Origin of the sequence: Enterococcus sp. ZJ1622 (assembly GCF_011038845.1) — a bacterium.
Taxonomy (GTDB): Bacteria; Bacillota; Bacilli; order Lactobacillales; family Enterococcaceae; genus Enterococcus_B.
This window is the reverse complement of record NZ_JAAKDW010000015.1, coordinates 15,229-31,392: the sequence shown is the minus strand read 5'-3', so window position 1 is coordinate 31,392 and position 16,164 is coordinate 15,229. Positions and strand designations below refer to the sequence as shown.

Annotated in this window: 15 protein-coding genes; 12 read left to right on the top strand and 3 right to left on the bottom strand. The window is 42.7% G+C overall.

What is annotated here, in order from left to right:
- The first annotated feature begins 6 nt into the window (after positions 1 to 6).
- From G7Y42_RS12685 to G7Y42_RS12665, 5 genes are all read left to right on the top strand, one after another.
- The gene (locus G7Y42_RS12685) at positions 7 to 873 is read left to right on the top strand and encodes an aldo/keto reductase (protein WP_165006474.1); all 867 of its coding nucleotides are present in this window, start codon (positions 7 to 9) and stop codon (positions 871 to 873) included.
- On the top strand, positions 870 to 1,493 hold the full coding sequence (locus G7Y42_RS12680; RefSeq protein ID WP_165006471.1) for an NAD(P)H-binding protein: 624 nt from the start codon (positions 870 to 872) through the stop codon (positions 1,491 to 1,493). The genes G7Y42_RS12685 and G7Y42_RS12680 overlap by 4 nt, the downstream gene beginning before the upstream one ends.
- A 530-nt stretch (positions 1,494 to 2,023) precedes the next feature.
- A complete protein-coding gene (locus G7Y42_RS12675) occupies positions 2,024 to 2,551 on the top strand; it encodes a flavodoxin (RefSeq protein WP_346773847.1) in 528 nt (175 codons plus the stop codon).
- 16 nt (positions 2,552 to 2,567) lie between these two features.
- Positions 2,568 to 3,866, top strand: a complete 1,299-nt coding sequence (locus G7Y42_RS12670; protein WP_165006465.1) for an MFS transporter — start codon at positions 2,568 to 2,570, stop codon at positions 3,864 to 3,866.
- Positions 3,867 to 4,017: 151 nt separating this feature from the next.
- Positions 4,018 to 5,073 (top strand): C39 family peptidase, encoded by a 1,056-nt coding sequence (locus G7Y42_RS12665; protein ID WP_165006462.1) that lies wholly within the window; start codon positions 4,018 to 4,020, stop codon positions 5,071 to 5,073.
- Positions 5,074 to 5,161: 88 nt separating this feature from the next.
- On the opposite strand, the gene guaA is transcribed toward G7Y42_RS12665, so the two are convergent.
- Together guaA and coaA are read right to left on the bottom strand one after the other, a co-directional pair.
- Positions 5,162 to 6,727 (bottom strand): glutamine-hydrolyzing GMP synthase, encoded by a 1,566-nt coding sequence (guaA, locus tag G7Y42_RS12660; protein WP_165006459.1) that lies wholly within the window; start codon positions 6,725 to 6,727, stop codon positions 5,162 to 5,164.
- A gap of 58 nt (positions 6,728 to 6,785) precedes the next feature.
- The gene (coaA, locus tag G7Y42_RS12655) at positions 6,786 to 7,709 is read right to left on the bottom strand and encodes a type I pantothenate kinase (RefSeq protein ID WP_165006456.1); all 924 of its coding nucleotides are present in this window, start codon (positions 7,707 to 7,709) and stop codon (positions 6,786 to 6,788) included.
- Positions 7,710 to 7,905: 196 nt separating this feature from the next.
- Between coaA and G7Y42_RS12650 the strand changes: the two genes are divergently transcribed.
- The 3 genes from G7Y42_RS12650 (at position 7,906) to G7Y42_RS12640 (ending at position 10,101) form a co-directional block, all read left to right on the top strand.
- Entirely contained in the window at positions 7,906 to 8,511 is a 606-nt protein-coding gene (locus tag G7Y42_RS12650; RefSeq protein WP_165006453.1) for a class I SAM-dependent methyltransferase, read from the top strand.
- A gap of 176 nt (positions 8,512 to 8,687) precedes the next feature.
- Entirely contained in the window at positions 8,688 to 9,293 is a 606-nt protein-coding gene (locus tag G7Y42_RS12645) for a hypothetical protein (RefSeq protein ID WP_165006451.1), read from the top strand.
- A gap of 109 nt (positions 9,294 to 9,402) precedes the next feature.
- Entirely contained in the window at positions 9,403 to 10,101 is a 699-nt protein-coding gene (locus G7Y42_RS12640) for a hypothetical protein (protein WP_165006449.1), read from the top strand.
- Here the strand turns inward: G7Y42_RS12640 and G7Y42_RS12635 are convergent.
- On the bottom strand, positions 10,098 to 12,035 hold the full coding sequence (locus G7Y42_RS12635; protein ID WP_165006445.1) for an RNase A-like domain-containing protein: 1,938 nt from the start codon (positions 12,033 to 12,035) through the stop codon (positions 10,098 to 10,100). The genes G7Y42_RS12640 and G7Y42_RS12635 overlap by 4 nt on opposite strands.
- A 470-nt stretch (positions 12,036 to 12,505) precedes the next feature.
- Here G7Y42_RS12635 and G7Y42_RS12630 point away from each other — a divergent pair, with 470 nt between their 5' ends.
- The 4 genes from G7Y42_RS12630 (at position 12,506) to G7Y42_RS12615 (ending at position 16,123) form a co-directional block, all read left to right on the top strand.
- Positions 12,506 to 13,522: a substrate-binding domain-containing protein gene (locus tag G7Y42_RS12630; protein WP_165006442.1), complete on the top strand. Its 1,017-nt coding sequence runs from the start codon at positions 12,506 to 12,508 to the stop codon at positions 13,520 to 13,522.
- A gap of 140 nt (positions 13,523 to 13,662) precedes the next feature.
- Positions 13,663 to 14,964 carry a pyrimidine-nucleoside phosphorylase gene (locus tag G7Y42_RS12625; RefSeq protein ID WP_165006439.1) on the top strand — a complete coding sequence of 434 codons (1,302 nt, stop codon included), beginning with the start codon at positions 13,663 to 13,665 and terminating at the stop codon, positions 14,962 to 14,964.
- Positions 14,965 to 15,018: 54 nt separating this feature from the next.
- On the top strand, positions 15,019 to 15,681 hold the full coding sequence (gene deoC / locus G7Y42_RS12620) for a deoxyribose-phosphate aldolase (RefSeq protein ID WP_165006436.1): 663 nt from the start codon (positions 15,019 to 15,021) through the stop codon (positions 15,679 to 15,681).
- A 43-nt stretch (positions 15,682 to 15,724) separates the two neighbouring features.
- The gene (locus G7Y42_RS12615) at positions 15,725 to 16,123 is read left to right on the top strand and encodes a cytidine deaminase (RefSeq protein ID WP_165006433.1); all 399 of its coding nucleotides are present in this window, start codon (positions 15,725 to 15,727) and stop codon (positions 16,121 to 16,123) included.
- Positions 16,124 to 16,164: the final 41 nt, after the last annotated feature.

Genomic DNA, 16,164 nt, shown 5'->3' with positions numbered 1-16,164 from the left:
AAAAACATGCAGACAATCAAATTGAACAATGGCGTAGAAATGCCTCAATTAGGATTTGGAGTTTATCAAATCCCACTGGAAGAAACAGCAGAAGCAGTATATCAAGCAATCAAAGCAGGCTATCGCTTGATCGATACAGCTTCTATCTATGGAAATGAAAAAGAGACGGGTGAAGGAATCAAACGTGCAATTGACGAAGGACTGGTCACACGTGAGGAACTTTTTGTGACATCCAAATTATTTATTTTACAAGCACCAGAAGAAAAAGCAGCTGAAACGATCGAACACTCTCTTGATACGATGGGGCTAGATTATCTCGATCTTTACCTCATCCACCAACCATACGGAGACGTATATGGGGCATGGCGAGCAATGGTTGCAGCACAAAAAGCAGGAAAATTACGTGCGATCGGTATCTCCAATTTCAAATCCGCTAAGATGATCGAATTTGTTGGATTGAATGAGGTCACACCTCAGATCAACCAGATCGAAGTAAACCCTTGGAATCAACGAATCGAAGATCAAGAATGGCATGAAAAATACGGAGTACAAGTCGAAGCATGGGCACCATTTGCTGAAGGACGTCATGAATTATTTACAAATCCTGTACTAAAAGAAATTGGCAAACAATATGGAAAAACGGTCGGACAAGTCGTCCTTCGCTGGTTGATGCAAAGAGGGATCGTTGCTTTAGCAAAATCAGTGCGTCCAGAACGGATGGCTGAAAACATCGATATCTTTGATTTCGAACTTTCAACAGAAGATATTGAAAAAATTGCAGCTTTAGATATGAAAGAATCGGCTTTCTTCGATCATGATGCACCGCAACAAGTCGAATGGTTCATGAAGAGGATGGAGGATACTGAAAAATGACGAAAAATATATTGATTATTGGTGCAGGCGGCCAAATTCCAGAAGAACTGATCCCGCTTTTACAAGAACAATCAGAGTGGCACTTGACGTTATTCGGCCGTCATGCTGCTGATTTACCTTATACCAACGTTACAAAGATTTCTGGTAACGCTGGAAACCTATCAGATCTGGTGAAGGCCATGCAGAACCAAGACCTCGTTTATATGAATTTTGACGATAAAACAATCACTGGAGTAGTTATCGAAGCCATGCACGAAACAGGAGTGAAACGGATCATCCAAGCCGGTGTACTTAGTGTATATGGTGAAGTGGCAGAACCATTTGCTACGTGGAATACACGTATGATGGGCAAATCGGTGGCGCATGGCCGCGGGATTGAAGCGCTGGAAGCAAGTGATCTGGATTATACTTATATGCGGATGACTTGGCTCTATAACGGGAAACGAAAGGATTATGTCGCAAGTCCTAAAGGAGAGCCGTTTTTGGGCGCTCAAATCACTAGACGTGCGGTTGCTCAGTTCGTTGTAGACAATATTACAGGAAAAAGAAACGACAGTCGGGCAAGTATCGGTTTATGGGAGCCTGGTTCAGAAAATCAGCCCAAACCTGATTTTTACTGATTGAACGAAGTGTACAACTGAAATACACTTGCGTATCAGAAGGCACCAGAAAAATTTGGGGGCTGTGACAAAAGACTTGTCATAGCTCTTTTTTTCGAATAAACGGTGTTCCAGAAGTAGCTTCTTCGAAAATAAGCCGAAATTCCACGAAAATTTGAAAAGCAATTTTAGTGAATTCCTTCTTATTTCTTGAAGTTGCCCACTTCTGTCACAACCTCTCGATAAACGGTGTTCAAAAGCTTGCATCTGCGGTAATAAGCCCAACCAAACGAAAAATATGGAGAGCTATTTTTGTTTGTCTGTTCTTATTACTTGATGCAGGGCAGCTTTTTCACAACCTCTGATTCACGGTGTTCCAACTGCTGCTTCTCGGCAATAAGTTCACTGAACAAGAAAATATGAGGAGCTATTTTCTGTTCAATGTCCTTATTTCTTAAAGCAGAACGCAGTTGTCACAACCTCGTATCACAGCATTTTTTATGGAACAATCTACAATCATGGACATCTAACGAATAGAAGGAAGGATAATGATGAACAACAAAACACTGATCATCTACTACTCTCGAACGGGAAATACTGAGGCAGTAGCTGAACTAATCCAAGAAAAAATTGATGGGGAGCTCGTACAAATCGAAACGAAAGAACCCAGACCAGCAGATTACAGGATAGAAGTCGAACAAAATGCACAAGAACAAGAAAAGGGTAGCTTACCAATATTGAAAACGTCTATTCCTGATTTTGATCGATATGAACGTGTTTTTATCCGCTCGCCTACTTGGAATATGGCTTTGCCGCAAGCAGTCATCACCTTTTTAGATAGTTATGATTTCAGCGGGAAAACAGTCTTGCCGTTTAATACGCATGCTGGTTATGGTGCTGGCTCCACCTTTAGACAAATAAAAGCTAGAGCTGAAGGAGCAAACGTGCTAGAAGGCTATACCGTAAAAGGCGGAGAAGAAACGAACGGTCTCTTACTTGCCATTCAAGGTAAATATAAAGAGAAAGTATCAAAGGAAATAGACACTTGGCTAGAAACAACTAAACAATCAAAGAAATAGAAAGAAGTTAGAAAATGTGAATAAAGAAAAATTTGGAATCATATTACCCATTACATTACTCTCTTATTTTTTGATATTAATGGATAATTCGATCATCTTTACAAGTTCCGTACAGATAGGTCAAAGTTTAGGTTTATCTGCCGCGGCACTTTCATGGGTCTCTAGTGCTTATACGCTCACGTTTGGAGGTTTCTTGCTTTTGAGCGGACGACTTTCTGATCTATTGGGGAGAAAAAGGATTTTTTTGGCGGGACTGCTTATTTTCGGATTGAGTTCATTCATGATCGGGCTATCGAAAACAGCGGGAATGATGATCGCTATGCGTGCTATTCAAGGGATCGGCAGTTCAATTATTGCACCTACCACGCTTGCTTTGATTATGGATGCATATGAGAATGACATGAGACAGCGAGCCATTTCTTATTATGGCGCAACAGCAGGAATCGGTTCGAGCGTCGGATTACTAGTAGGAGGTGGATTGACTAGTTTGATCTCTTGGCGTGCCGGTTTCTTGATCAATGTGCCATTCACGCTTTTACTGTTTTTCTTGACATTAAAGTATGTGAAAAACTCAAAACGCCGGAAGGAAAGTATCGATTACCTAGGTAGTTTATTATCGATCATTGGGTTGATCGGGATCATCTATGGATTTACTGAAGCCAAATTTGGATTTGTGCTTGTAGGTCTCATTGTTTTAGTCTTGTTCATTCTCTGGGAACAAAAGATCTCTTCCCCAATTTTACCTTTGTCCCTATTTAGAAATAAGATACGTTCTGGAGCGTACGCGACTCGTCTTCTATTTATGATGGCAATGTTGCCATTCTGGTTCTTTTTGCCGCAGATGATGCAAAGTCAATATGGTTTTTCTGCGTTACAATCGGGTCTGGCGTTTTTGCCCCTGACGATCGTTAATTTTCTCGTCGCGATGCAATTACCGCGTTTGACTGCTAGATTCGAAAACAGTAAGGTTTTGCTCATCGGGGAGATCCTATTAGCAGGAGGGCTGATTCTGCTTGCGGTTTCTGATGTCACAAGCGGCTACTGGGTCGCGGTTTTTGTCCCTATGCTGATTCTCGGTTTAGGACAAGGTCTGGTTTTAGCACCAGTCACTTCAGCGGGTGTCCATGAAGCACCGAATGAACTAGCTGGTATCGCGAGTGGTGTGACGAATACGATGCATCAGATTGGCGGACCAATCGGTTTATCGCTGATCGTCTCGACTACGACTGACTTTTCCATTGAAATCTGGATGATGACGGCTTTCGCACTTGTTTCTATACTGATCGTTGCTTTTTTTGTCCATTCAAGAGCATGAGTGACTTGTTTTTATCTGATTTAGAAAGCAGACTCCTCATCAAAAATGACTTTGAATTGCTTATTTTAGACTTTTTTATTTTAGCTGATCTTTGCCATGGTATAATTTTGTATAGTTGGAGATTGGATCTTAAATGAAAAGAGGAGAAAGAATGAACAAAGCGACAATAAAGGGACTACTAGCCGGAACAATGGTTTTAGGCGGGCTGTTGATCGGACAAGCCGCGTTTGCAGATAGCTCGATCCCGATGTATCGTGTGTACAATCCTTACAGTGGGGAACATTTGTATACTCGAACGACTGCTGAACGCGACAGTTTGACTCGTATTGGTTGGCGCTATGAGGGTGTGGCGTGGCAAGCACCAACAAGCGGTTCCCCTGTTTATCGCTTGTACAACCGATATAATGGCGAACATTTTTATACGATCGACGCTGGCGAAAGAGATAAGATCTCTCATACTGGCTGGACGTATGAAGGCGTTGCTTTTTATTCCTATACAGGCGGAGGCGGTGTACCGGTCACTCGTTTATACAATCGTTCGGTCAATTGGCACCATTACACGTTAGATCAAAATGAAAAAAATATCATTAGTCGGCAAGGATGGAAAATCGAGGGAACAGGCTGGTATGCGATGCCAAACAGCACACCAAATCCAACACCAACGCCAGTCAATAGCAAAGTATTGAATGTGCCAGTCGTGTGGCAAGGAAATACGATGTTATGTGAAGGAGCTTCTTTATTAGAAGGATTGCATTATAAAGGCGTTGCGACAAACCAAAACTTAACGACTTTCGTTAATTCCATGCCTAAAGCTTCGGACGGTAACCCATATCATGGTTATTCTGGCGAATGGCGCTACAATGTGAATGGGACGTATCAAGGCATGATGGCTGATCCAGTCGTGCAATGGGCGAAAAACGTCGGTGGAAATGCGGTCAACATCACAGGACAAGGTACAAATGGCATTAAAAATGAAATCAGAAACAATAACCCAGTCGTGACCTGGATCACTTATAACTATGCTACGCCAGAATTCAAGCAGATGCCTTGGGGACGTGCAGTCTGGAACGGACATGTCGTTCTCGTAGATGGATTTAGAGACGGTGCCTATCACGTTGTCGACCCTGTATTTGGGGCAAAATGGATCGACGCAGGTACCTATGAGCGAGCATTCAACACCACAGGCATGGCAGTGGCTGTAAGATAAATCCGTTTGAGAATGAAAAAGTATAACTGAAACAATAAATAAACAGCCAACAAACATTGACGTATCAACGTTTGTTGGCTGTTTTTGATTATTCCCACTCAACGGTTGCTGGTGGCTTAGAAGTGATGTCGTACACGATACGGTTGACGTGTGCCACTTCGTTTACGATACGAACGGAGATTTTTTGCAAGACTTCCCATGGGATACGGGCAAAGTCAGCGGTCATCCCGTCGATCGAAGTCACGGCACGGATACCTACTGTGTAGTCATAAGTGCGTCCATCGCCCATGACACCGACTGAACGGATGCCAGGAAGGACAGTGAAGTATTGCCAGATGTCACGGTCAAGACCGGCAGCGGCGATTTCTTCACGCAAGATAGCATCGGATTCGCGTACGATTTCCAGCTTGTCTTCTGTGATCTCACCAAGAACACGGATACCAAGACCTGGTCCAGGGAAAGGCTGGCGCCAAACGATAGAATCAGGCATTCCTAATTGTGTCCCTAATTCGCGGACTTCATCTTTGAATAATGTGTTCAAAGGTTCGATCAATTCAAATTGCATGTCTTCTGGTAATCCACCTACATTGTGGTGAGATTTGATTGTTTGTGCCGTTTCTGTCCCAGATTCGATCACGTCAGTATACAACGTTCCTTGTGCCAAGAAAGAAATACCTTCTTCACCGGCTAATTTCGTTGCTTCGTCATCGAAGACATAGACGAATTCGTTCCCGATGATCTTACGTTTCTGTTCTGGATCGGAAACACCTTCCAGTTTGTCCAAGAAACGTTTTCTTGCATCGACTTTGATGATATTCAAGCCGAATTTTCCGCCTAAGCTTTCCATTACCTGATCCGCTTCGCCTTTACGCAGCAAACCGTGATCGACAAAGATCGATGTCAGCTGGTCACCGATCGCTTTTTGTAAAAGAACACCGACAACGCTAGAATCCACACCGCCTGAAAGGCCAAGCAATACTTTTTTGTCGCCGACTTGCTCACGGATTTTTTCGATCTGCATGTCGATGAAGTTATCCATTGTCCAGTTTCCTTCACATTGACAAACATCGAATGCGAAATGGCGAAGTAATTCGATCCCATATTCAGAATGACGTACTTCAGCATGGAATTGGATACCATAAAAGTTGCGTGTTGTATCTTGGATAGCAGCAATCGGACAATCTTTACTTGTTCCGACTGTTTCGAAGCCTTCAGGAACTTTTGTGACCAAGTCGCCATGGCTCATCCAGACTGTTTGGTTTCTTGGTGTTTCTTTGAATAAAACAGCTTGATCGCTTGTCAATTCTAATAAAGCTTTTCCGTATTCACGGTTTTTCGCAGGCTCTACAGCACCGCCAAGTTTATACGTGATCAACTGCATCCCGTAACAAATCCCCAAAACAGGAATCCCTAAGTTGAAGATCTCAGGATCGATACCAAACGCGTTTTCGTCATACACACTGTTTGGTCCGCCAGAAAGAATAATTCCCTTTGGATTCATCGCCTTTACTTCTTCTGCAGTAATGCGGTGGCTCAATAATTCGGAAAAGACTCCAAGATCACGAATACGTCTTGTGATCAATTGGTTATACTGACTACCGTAGTCTAATACGATAATCTTCTCAACGTTCGTCATATCGGCAACGTTTGTCAAATTTATTACCCCTATCCCTTTAAATTTTATCTCAAAATAGATAAACTATTTCAAAATGCTAATATTTGCGCATGAAAATCGAATCGATGATATGATTTTCAGTTTTATGGAGAATTATATCCGCTCTTCCGCGAGTAGGCAAGATATATTCCTTTAAATTTTTCAAATTCACATTTTTCCAGACGTCTTTTGCCATTTTGAAAGCTTCTTCGCGGTCTCCGATGGCAAAGCGATAGTAATAGTTTTCCGGTTTCTGGAAAGCTGTGTCGAGCAGCGCGCCGAAACGATCCAAATACCATTTTTCGATCAGCAGAGGATCAGCATCCACGTAGACAGAAAAGTCGAAAAAGTCGCTGACGTAAATCTGTTGGTTTGCTGGAAGCTGAAGGGTGTTGATCCCTTCAACGATCAGGATATCTGGCTGTTGGATCAGTTCATACTCGTTTGGAATGATATCATAGACATCATGTGAATAGACCGGTACCTGGATCTCTTCCTGACCGGATTTGACACGATTCAAAAAATCGATCAGCATCTCCATATCGTAACTTTCTGGAAATCCTTTGCGATCCATGATCCCGCGTTCGTTCAATACTTTATTCGGGTAAAGAAAACCATCTGTGGTGATCAATTGAACATTCCTGCGCTTGAATGTCCGAGACAGGATCGTTTGTAGCAAACGAGCAGTCGTGCTTTTTCCGACGGCTACGCTCCCGGCGATCCCAATGATGAACGGTGGTACTTCTACATATTTATGGAGAAAGAGACCTTTACTCAAAGATAAAGATTCGAATTCCTTCATATAAAGATAGATCAAATGAGCAAGCGGCACATAGATGTCCCGAACATCCTGCATCGAGATGCGGTCATTCAGACTTTTGATATTATCCAGTTCATCTTGTGTCAGCGGTGCTTGTCCATTTCTGTAAAATTCTCGCCATTCTTCTCGTGCTACGCGGTAATAATTCATTGGATCATTCATAATAGCCTCCTGCATTCTCCCATCAATGGAACTATTTTAACACAAAAAAGCTGCAAACCCCACCACTTAAGCGAGAATGACGATCTTTTTGCGCATTCTTTGTGATAGAGAGAAAAACCGACTTATTCTTTGGCTTGCACACCCATACAGAAAAGGATAGACTAGGGACATCGAAGAAATGAGAAGGATGGAAGACATGACAAATCATTATTATTCTGAGCGTCCAGATACCGCCCATGATTTTGAGCAGTGGTCATTTGAATTGAGAGGAAGAAGATTTCAATTTGTGACAGACGCTGGCGTATTTTCACGTGAAACAGTCGATTATGGTTCTCGAGTATTGATCGATGCATTCGACTGGGAAGAATTACCTGAAGAAGGAAAGCTGTTGGATGTCGGCTGTGGCTATGGACCGATCGGCTTGTCCTTGGCCTACGCTAGTGAGCGATTGGTTGAAATGATAGATATCAATGAACGGGCAGTAGCTCTTGCACAAGGGAATGCAAAGCGGAACCAGATCGAAAACGTCGATGTGCATCAGTCCAATATCTATGCAGATGTCCATGAAGAATCCTATGCGGCGATCTTCAGTAACCCGCCGATCCGTGCAGGAAAACAAGTCGTGCATGAGATTTTGACAGGTGCTTATCCTAGACTGAAAAAGGGCGGTACATTGACGATCGTGATCCAAAAAAAACAAGGAGCACCAAGCGCGCAAAAGAAAATGAAAGAAACATTCGGCAACGCAGAGATCGTGATAAAGGATAAAGGCTATTACATCATCAAAAGCGTGAAAGAATAACTGTATACTCAGAAAAAGGAACGGGAGGCATGTACGCCGCCGTTCTTTTTTTGTGCCAAAAATCACTGGACTATTTTTTACCAGAAAAGAAATACTAGGAGCAAAAAACGCTTGCTTTTGCGATAAAATGAAGGATAGACCAATGTGATTCTAGAAGAAATGAAGGTGGGGAGAAGATGGAACTATTAGAAAAAGAAACAAGGGAATTCGGTTATCAAACAAGATTATTTACACGTTTTGCATTTTTCAAAGAAAATCAGAATCAAGGATTCAAAAGCCATAGAGAAGCCGTATTAGGTTACCTTACCTATCATAATCGTCTCTGGGAATGTGATATATGGTCTTTAGATATTTTTATGCGGACGGGGGAAAATGTTTCGCCAGAAGCGTTTGAAGAAAAATTTCAACAAACAAGCGATAAGCTTGTATACAGTAATTCACGTTCCTTTGAAGATGTGCAAGGATGGCCCGTACGAGTAAATATCGCACTGATGAAGGCAAAAGAAATGGAATCAAAAAAATTTTTTGTAAAGAATGGGACTTATGAAACAGCTTTTCTTGATGAGAGAGCAGCTGCTCCTAAAACAAAAGCTGAATTCATACAAATAAATGAGCAGTTGTTTCTGGAAAAAGATCAGCTAGAGATTTATTGTTGGGATACCTCTTTTACGAATTACTATAATGGAGGACGCGAGTGGTGGGGAGCTTATCTGTGGACGGTTTATGATAGAAAAAGGAGTCGCTTCACGGTAATCAGTATTAATCTAGTCAATCAAGCGTGATAGAAAGAGAGGTTGCGACAGAAGTGGGGTAGTCAGATCGATTTTTGGAACGCTATATCATCTGAAAAGAAAAAAATCAGTCATGTTTGAATAAGAAAAAGGAGAAGAAATGAAAATCTTAAAAGAAGAAACGGATGAACTATACAAAAAGTATGATTTATTGTTGGATTATGTCATTTTATTTGAACCAGATTATCAAGGAATAGACAGCCACCAAGAAGCAGCGATCGCTTTCCTGGAATATGAAAATGATAGATGGTATCAATGGAGTAAACGAATAAAACCCGTACCTAAACCTGTCCCATTTTTAGAATTCGTACACAAAAAATGGGTGCAGCAGAAAATGACAGATAAATCGTCAATGATGACTTTTCGGGAATATTTTCGTGAACGACGGAGTCTGAAAAGAAGAGTCTGTCTCTACGACCTAGTGAAGGATAGGGTAGAATCGGATATCGTTTATACCGACTGGACATCTTTTGACCACATACATGACTATCCGATTCATTTGAATAAACATCGGATGTTGCCTAAGCCTATGGATTTCGAAGAGATGTTTCAACCAGAAAGTTTCTATGAAGGGTTATTTTTTAATACTCCTTCCCAAACTGTTACGACTAAGGAAGGATTTTTGGAGCTGAACGATACATTGTTCCCTAATAAAGAAAATCTAATCGCGTATAGCTGGAACAATAGCTGGTCCAGTTATTTTTCATTGGGGCGAGAATGGTGGGGAGCTTATCTGTGGACGATCTATGATCCAATAGAAAAGAGATTTGTGGTTATCGGTGCATCAACTTCATCTTAAAGTAAGAAAACCCGCTTTTGCGGGTTTTCTTGTAACTGTCTTTCCAAGTCTGGGAAAGCAGTCAAAATATAGTATCTTCGGTTTTTTCGAATGATTTCATTGGTTTTTTGGATAATCACTCTAGCGTAGCTAATGTGGTTATGTCGTTTGAATTCATCATCTGCTCCAGCTACGTGTATGCGCTCTATTCCTCTTCCTAGGGAAAGACCTAGAGATAAGTAGCCGTGAGATTCGTAACGGATTCGATCATTTTTAGGTTTTTGAAGTGTACAGTTTCCTAAATTCAATTTCGAACTGCCTGCTAACAGTTCCTGATTTTTTGCAGTCCATATGGCATAATTGATCATCACTAATGCCTGAGCGCAGTTGTAGAAGCTAGCATGTTGATTTAAACGTTCTTTTTCTTTCATGCGTTGTTCTAAAGCAGTCCAAGATTGTCTAGAATGACGTTCTAAAGTATGGCCTTTCCCTTTATCTGCATGATGTTCGTCATAGTACAAATCAAGAGGAGTATACCATCTATCTTCATTTTCCTCATACTGCTTCAATTGTTCTACTAGTGTGTTATAGAGTTCGCGTGTCCATACCCCTAGAGGCGCAAATAGCAAAACATGCCCAAATTGATCGACGATATTTCCTGTATCTGGATCGAATAGTCCTCGCCGACCATCGATCGTAATCGCATCATCGACTGGGATCGCTGCCGCATTGTAAGTGAAATCGATCGCTCCCCACTGGTATTCAGGAACGGCTACTCGCGTGTCAGCGTAAACGAAGTTGCCGGTTTCATCCAATACGACGGTCTGACCATACAACGTAGCGATCATGCCGGACGGGTCGAAGGATAGACCATTATTCGTTGGCGCCAAAGCTTCTGCTAAGTGATCAGCGATTCGTGCAGTGCGCGCAGTATATTCACCAGCCATCTGACGTGCGGTAGACACAGCTACCTCTCTTGAAGGCGTGTCGATCACACCAAATTCATAAGTGGTCGTTTGCTGGATGTAATCAAGCAAGGCTTCTTGTGTTGGGATCTGGGCTAATAAGGCACTCATCGTAGCTGTCAGAAGTGTCTCGTAGACAAAGGGCTGAGGAAATCCCCGATCGGTATAGGCTTCACCAGAGATGATCAATTCTGCTTGATCACTTCCACGGGTCGTCTCTCGCAGCTGGATGCTCTCTAGCAAAAAGAATTGATTGGCTGTATGAAGCGAGGTCACTACCGAAGCATCTCGACCAATGACACCGACACGTCCTCGCTCACTCCACAGGGAATTGTAAAGAATCGTTTTTCTAGCAAAATCACTGGTATTGACCGAAAAGCGATAGGCACCATGATCCGTGGTTCCTGTCAGATACTCCCGCATCAAGGCATTGCTAGTCACATCTTGGGCATATCTTGTCTGCAAGCCTTGCGAAAAATCATAGGTACTGGTCGTAGAATCTATACCAGAAATCGCAAAGGCAGTGAGCGCTTGTTGCATGGCGGGATCTGCGGCAGCTGACTCATACAGACTAGCATTGGTCTTGACGATATCTGCTGTTGCAACGCCTAAAGAAGAACCTAACTGATAAAAGCCGTAACCGACTCCTACCGTCAGGAGACCTGAAACGACTACAGGGGCAGTCGCAAGGGAAAGTAGCCCGGAACTTAAAGTAGCGCCGGCAACAGCAAATTTAGAGAAGAACGCAGAGGCGCTCGCCCCGCCAGTAACCGTAATAGCAAGTGCTTCCGCGTTGTGTTGGTCTGGCTCTTGGATAGCGGCAGGTTCAGGGATACGTGAGAGAGACGGGAGCGCTGGGCCAAGAGGCTGGGCTGTTACGAGTTGTTCAGCTTTGATCGCAGCAGTTTCTTGGGCGTGGGTCTGGACAGGAGTAGCAGCAAATGGCAGAAGCGTCAGCACGACAAAAAACAAACGAGTCAATTTTTTCATGTTTTCTCCTTTCAAGGACAAAGCAACAGGCCGACAACGGTCTTTTTTTCACCTTCTTTCTCAATGATTCCGCTTACAATGATAATTATTCGGAAAAACTTCGAAAAATACAATGTTATCTGAAAAAATAAAAATAAAAAAACGTTCTTTTTAAAATTGGTATCCTCTCTCTATTTCTTCATCGAAACAAGTAGTTAGTGATAAAAACTGTAGGATATGGACTCATAATCGTCAAATGAAAAAAATCAGGAAATACCCAAAACGAAATTCTCTATATTTTTATAGTTATTTTATAATCTTGGTGTTTTCCAGGAGAGAGATGTCTAAAGGTTGGCTCTCATTAGGTTTTTGACCTGTTTTTGTACGATAGAGAATTGTTTTCGTGAAATTTCTCTTTCTTTTTTTGGTCTATTCTTTTTGAAAGGGTTTTGGTACACTGAGAGGGAATTTAGGACAAAGGAGCTGAAAAGATGAAGCTGACGATCAGAGATATTGCGGAGATGGCAGGAGTCTCAGTCACAACTGTTTCTCAGATTTTGAATAACAAAGGGAGCCGTTTCAGTGATAAAACACGGAAAAAGGTTCTGTCTATCGTGAATGAACATCATTATAAGCCTGATTATTTTGCATCCAATGTCATCAATAGACATTCTAAAACCATCGGCATGATCGTTCCCGATGTCACTGATTTTTTCTTCTCTAAATTGATCGAGGGAGTCGAAAGCTATCTGAATCCTTTGGGGTACGTGATCATGCTTTGCAATTCCCGCCATAATCAAGAAAATGAGATCAAATATCTGCAGGAGCTTTCGCATCGGTCCGTTGACGGGATTTTATTGGCAACACCGAATGTCTTACCTGATAAGTACGCATTGGACAGCAGTTTTTACCAAAACATGCCGATCATCTTGATCGATCGCGGATTGAACCAGCGTGACAACGGCCGATTGCTTGTCAAAGAGTATGAAGGCGCCTACCAGGCTGTTTCGCTATTTATCGAAAGTGGCCATACAAAAATCGGTATGTTGAAAGAAACGACGGGCTACTATCAGTTGGAAGAGCGTTTCAATGGTTACCGGCATGCATTGAAAGATCATGGACTGCCGTTCAATGGCCGGTATGTCGAACATGGAGAGCTCACGGTGCAAGGCGGGTACAATGCGTCAAAAAAATTGTTGAAGCATAAAGATATCACGGCTATTTTCTGTGGAAATGATGCAATGGCGATCGGCTGTTACCAGGCGATCGATGAATTAGGCAAAAAGATCCCGGAAGATATTTCCGTGATCGGGTTCGATGGATTGAAATTATCGGAATACATGATTCCGCAGCTGACAACGGTGCAGCAGCCAAGTTTCGATATCGGATTTTATGCCGCCCGTTTCCTCATCGACACGATCGAATTTCCTCAAAGAAAAGTTCCGAACAAAGTGTTCGAAACAAAATTAATTATTCGTGAGAGCGTAAAAGTATTGACAAAGGACTAACTCGGCGTTATATTGCTTATGTAAGTGTTTACAATGGCGGGTTAGTGCTTTTTGAGTTTTTAGTAAACCAGTTTACTAAAGTGGTTTACCTTTCACAGAAATCATGTATAATACCGAATGAAGACGAGGAGGATCAAGCAATGCGAATGGTAGATCTGATTGAGAAAAAAAGGGATGGACAGGCACTATCGAAAGAAGAAATCGAGTATATTATCAACAATTATACAAATGGTACAATTCCTGATTATCAAATCAGTGCATTATTGATGACGATCTTCTATCAAGATATGACAAATGAAGAAATTACAGATTTGACCTTGTCGATTGCTAATTCCGGAGATGTGATCGATTTGAGTTCGTTTGACGGTATCAAAGTCGACAAACACTCGACTGGCGGTGTGGGGGACACGACTACATTGATTTTAGCGCCACTAGTTGCGAGTGTTGGAGTAACAGTAGCGAAGATGTCTGGACGCGGATTAGGTTATACAGGCGGTACGTTGGACAAATTAGAAGCGATTCCGGGTTTTCAGATCGAGCTTTCAGATGAGGAATTCGTACGGATCGTCAACGAAAGCAAGGTCGCAGTCATCGGACAGTCCGGAAATCTAGCACCAGCAGATAAAAAATTATACGCTTTACGCGATGTGACAGCGACTGTCGATTCGATCCCGCTGATCGCAAGCTCGATCATGAGCAAAAAAATCGCTGCTGGCGCAGATGCGATCGTTTTAGATGTAACGACTGGTGACGGTGCATTTATGAAAAACATCGAAGACGCAAGACGTCTGGCAAAAACGATGACAAGTATCGGAAAACTAGCCAACCGCCAAACTGTCGCTGTGATCTCCGACATGTCCGAACCTTTAGGCGAAGCCATCGGGAACAGCCTGGAAGTAGTGGAAGCTATCGAGACGCTCCAAGGGAAGGGTCCGGAAGACCTCGTAGAAATGTGTTATGCCTTGGGAAGTCAAATGGTCGTACTAGCGGGCAAAGCAGAAACAGTGGATCAGGCACGTGGCTTGCTGGAAGAAGCACTGACGAGCGGTAAAGCGTTAGCAAAATTCAAGGAAATGATCCAAAACCAAGGTGGAGACGCAAGTATCGTCGATCATCCAGAGCGCATACTGACAGCACGTTATGTCGTCGAATTACCGGCGAAACAAAGCGGCATCGTCTCAAAGATCGTTGCGAATGAATTAGGGATCGCAGCGATGATGCTAGGCGCAGGACGCAAGACAAAAGAAGATGACATCGATCATGCTGTTGGATTGAAGCTGCATAAAAAAATCGGTGATTCAGTACAGCAAGGCGAATCATTGCTTACGATCTACAGTAATGAAGAAGCGATCTCTGACGTGGTCGAATTGTTATATAAAAATATCGAGATCAGTGATTCAGCAGTAAAACCGACGTTGATCCACGATATCATCACTGAATAAATGAAAATAGCGGATCATACCGCATCTCATCTAATAGAGAAAAGGGGAGAAACAATGGAACTGAATCGAATGATCGACCATACAATCTTAAAGGCAGATGCTTCGAAAGAAGACGTGATGCGTATTATCGAGGAAGCAAAGAAATATCATTTTTACTCTGTCTGCATCAATCCGGCATGGGTAGCTTTAGCAAAGGAAAACTTGCAAGGCGAACCAGTAGCCGTTTGCACCGTGATCGGTTTTCCTTTAGGGGCGAACACTTCTGAAACAAAAGCATTTGAAACAAGGAATGCCATCGAAAACGGCGCAGATGAGGTCGATATGGTCATCAATATCGGCGCATTGAAGTCAAAAGAGGATCAGAAAGTCCAAAAAGATATCGAAGCAGTGGTCGAAGCAGCAAAAGACCGCGCGTTAGTCAAAGTAATCATCGAAACAGCTTTACTGGACAGAGAAGAGATCATCAGAGCATGTGAACTAGCCAAAGCAGCAGGTGCAGATTTCGTCAAGACTTCTACTGGTTTTTCTACAGGAGGAGCAAAAGTGGAAGATGTTCGTTTGATGCGTGAAACAGTAGGACCAGAAATGGGTGTGAAAGCATCAGGCGGTATCCATAACGAAGAAGAAGCCCTTGCGATGGTCGAAGCAGGAGCGACAAGGATCGGTACTAGTGCAGGTGTGGCGATCATGTCTGGTTCAACTGGCGAAAGCTATTAATTAAAACTGCGAAATAAAGTAGTAGAGGATTGAAGGGGAAAAGATGTCAGAAATCAAACAAGAATGGATCGACACAGCCGTCGAAGCGCTGGATAAAGCCTATGTTCCTTATTCGAATTTTCCAGTCGGTGCCTGTTTAGTGACAGAATCCGGGAAAACCTATCAAGGGATCAACATCGAAAATGCTTCATTCGGATTGACGAATTGTGCAGAACGAACAGCTTTCTTCAAAGCTGTATCAGAAGGCGAGCGGACATTTACTCATTTAGTTGTAGCAGGGCACACGCCAGAACCGATTTCTCCTTGCGGGGCATGCCGACAAGTCATGGCAGAGTTTTGTGCGCCGGATATGCCAGTTACTCTGGTTGGAGAAGATGGCGTAACCAAAGAAACGACCGTTAGCGGACTATTGCCTTACGCTTTTACAGATAAAGATCTATAACTCACGTTCATTCAGTCAGCTGACTGTTGAAAAATAAAACA

Excerpts from the sequence above, each read along its gene's own strand:
- G7Y42_RS12685 (WP_165006474.1), top strand. The coding sequence starts at position 7 with ATGCAGACAATCAAATTGAACAATGGCGTAGAAATGCCTCAATTAGGA.
- G7Y42_RS12680 (WP_165006471.1), top strand. The coding sequence starts at position 870 with ATGACGAAAAATATATTGATTATTGGTGCAGGCGGCCAAATTCCAGAA.
- G7Y42_RS12675 (WP_346773847.1), top strand. The coding sequence starts at position 2,024 with ATGAACAACAAAACACTGATCATCTACTACTCTCGAACGGGAAATACT.
- G7Y42_RS12665 (WP_165006462.1), top strand. The coding sequence starts at position 4,018 with ATGAACAAAGCGACAATAAAGGGACTACTAGCCGGAACAATGGTTTTA.
- coaA (WP_165006456.1), bottom strand. The coding sequence starts at position 7,709 with ATGAATGATCCAATGAATTATTACCGCGTAGCACGAGAAGAATGGCGA.
- G7Y42_RS12650 (WP_165006453.1), top strand. The coding sequence starts at position 7,906 with ATGACAAATCATTATTATTCTGAGCGTCCAGATACCGCCCATGATTTT.
- G7Y42_RS12645 (WP_165006451.1), top strand. The coding sequence starts at position 8,688 with ATGGAACTATTAGAAAAAGAAACAAGGGAATTCGGTTATCAAACAAGA.
- G7Y42_RS12640 (WP_165006449.1), top strand. The coding sequence starts at position 9,403 with ATGAAAATCTTAAAAGAAGAAACGGATGAACTATACAAAAAGTATGAT.
- G7Y42_RS12635 (WP_165006445.1), bottom strand. The coding sequence starts at position 12,035 with ATGAAAAAATTGACTCGTTTGTTTTTTGTCGTGCTGACGCTTCTGCCA.
- G7Y42_RS12630 (WP_165006442.1), top strand. The coding sequence starts at position 12,506 with ATGAAGCTGACGATCAGAGATATTGCGGAGATGGCAGGAGTCTCAGTC.
- G7Y42_RS12625 (WP_165006439.1), top strand. The coding sequence starts at position 13,663 with ATGCGAATGGTAGATCTGATTGAGAAAAAAAGGGATGGACAGGCACTA.
- deoC (WP_165006436.1), top strand. The coding sequence starts at position 15,019 with ATGGAACTGAATCGAATGATCGACCATACAATCTTAAAGGCAGATGCT.
- G7Y42_RS12615 (WP_165006433.1), top strand. The coding sequence starts at position 15,725 with ATGTCAGAAATCAAACAAGAATGGATCGACACAGCCGTCGAAGCGCTG.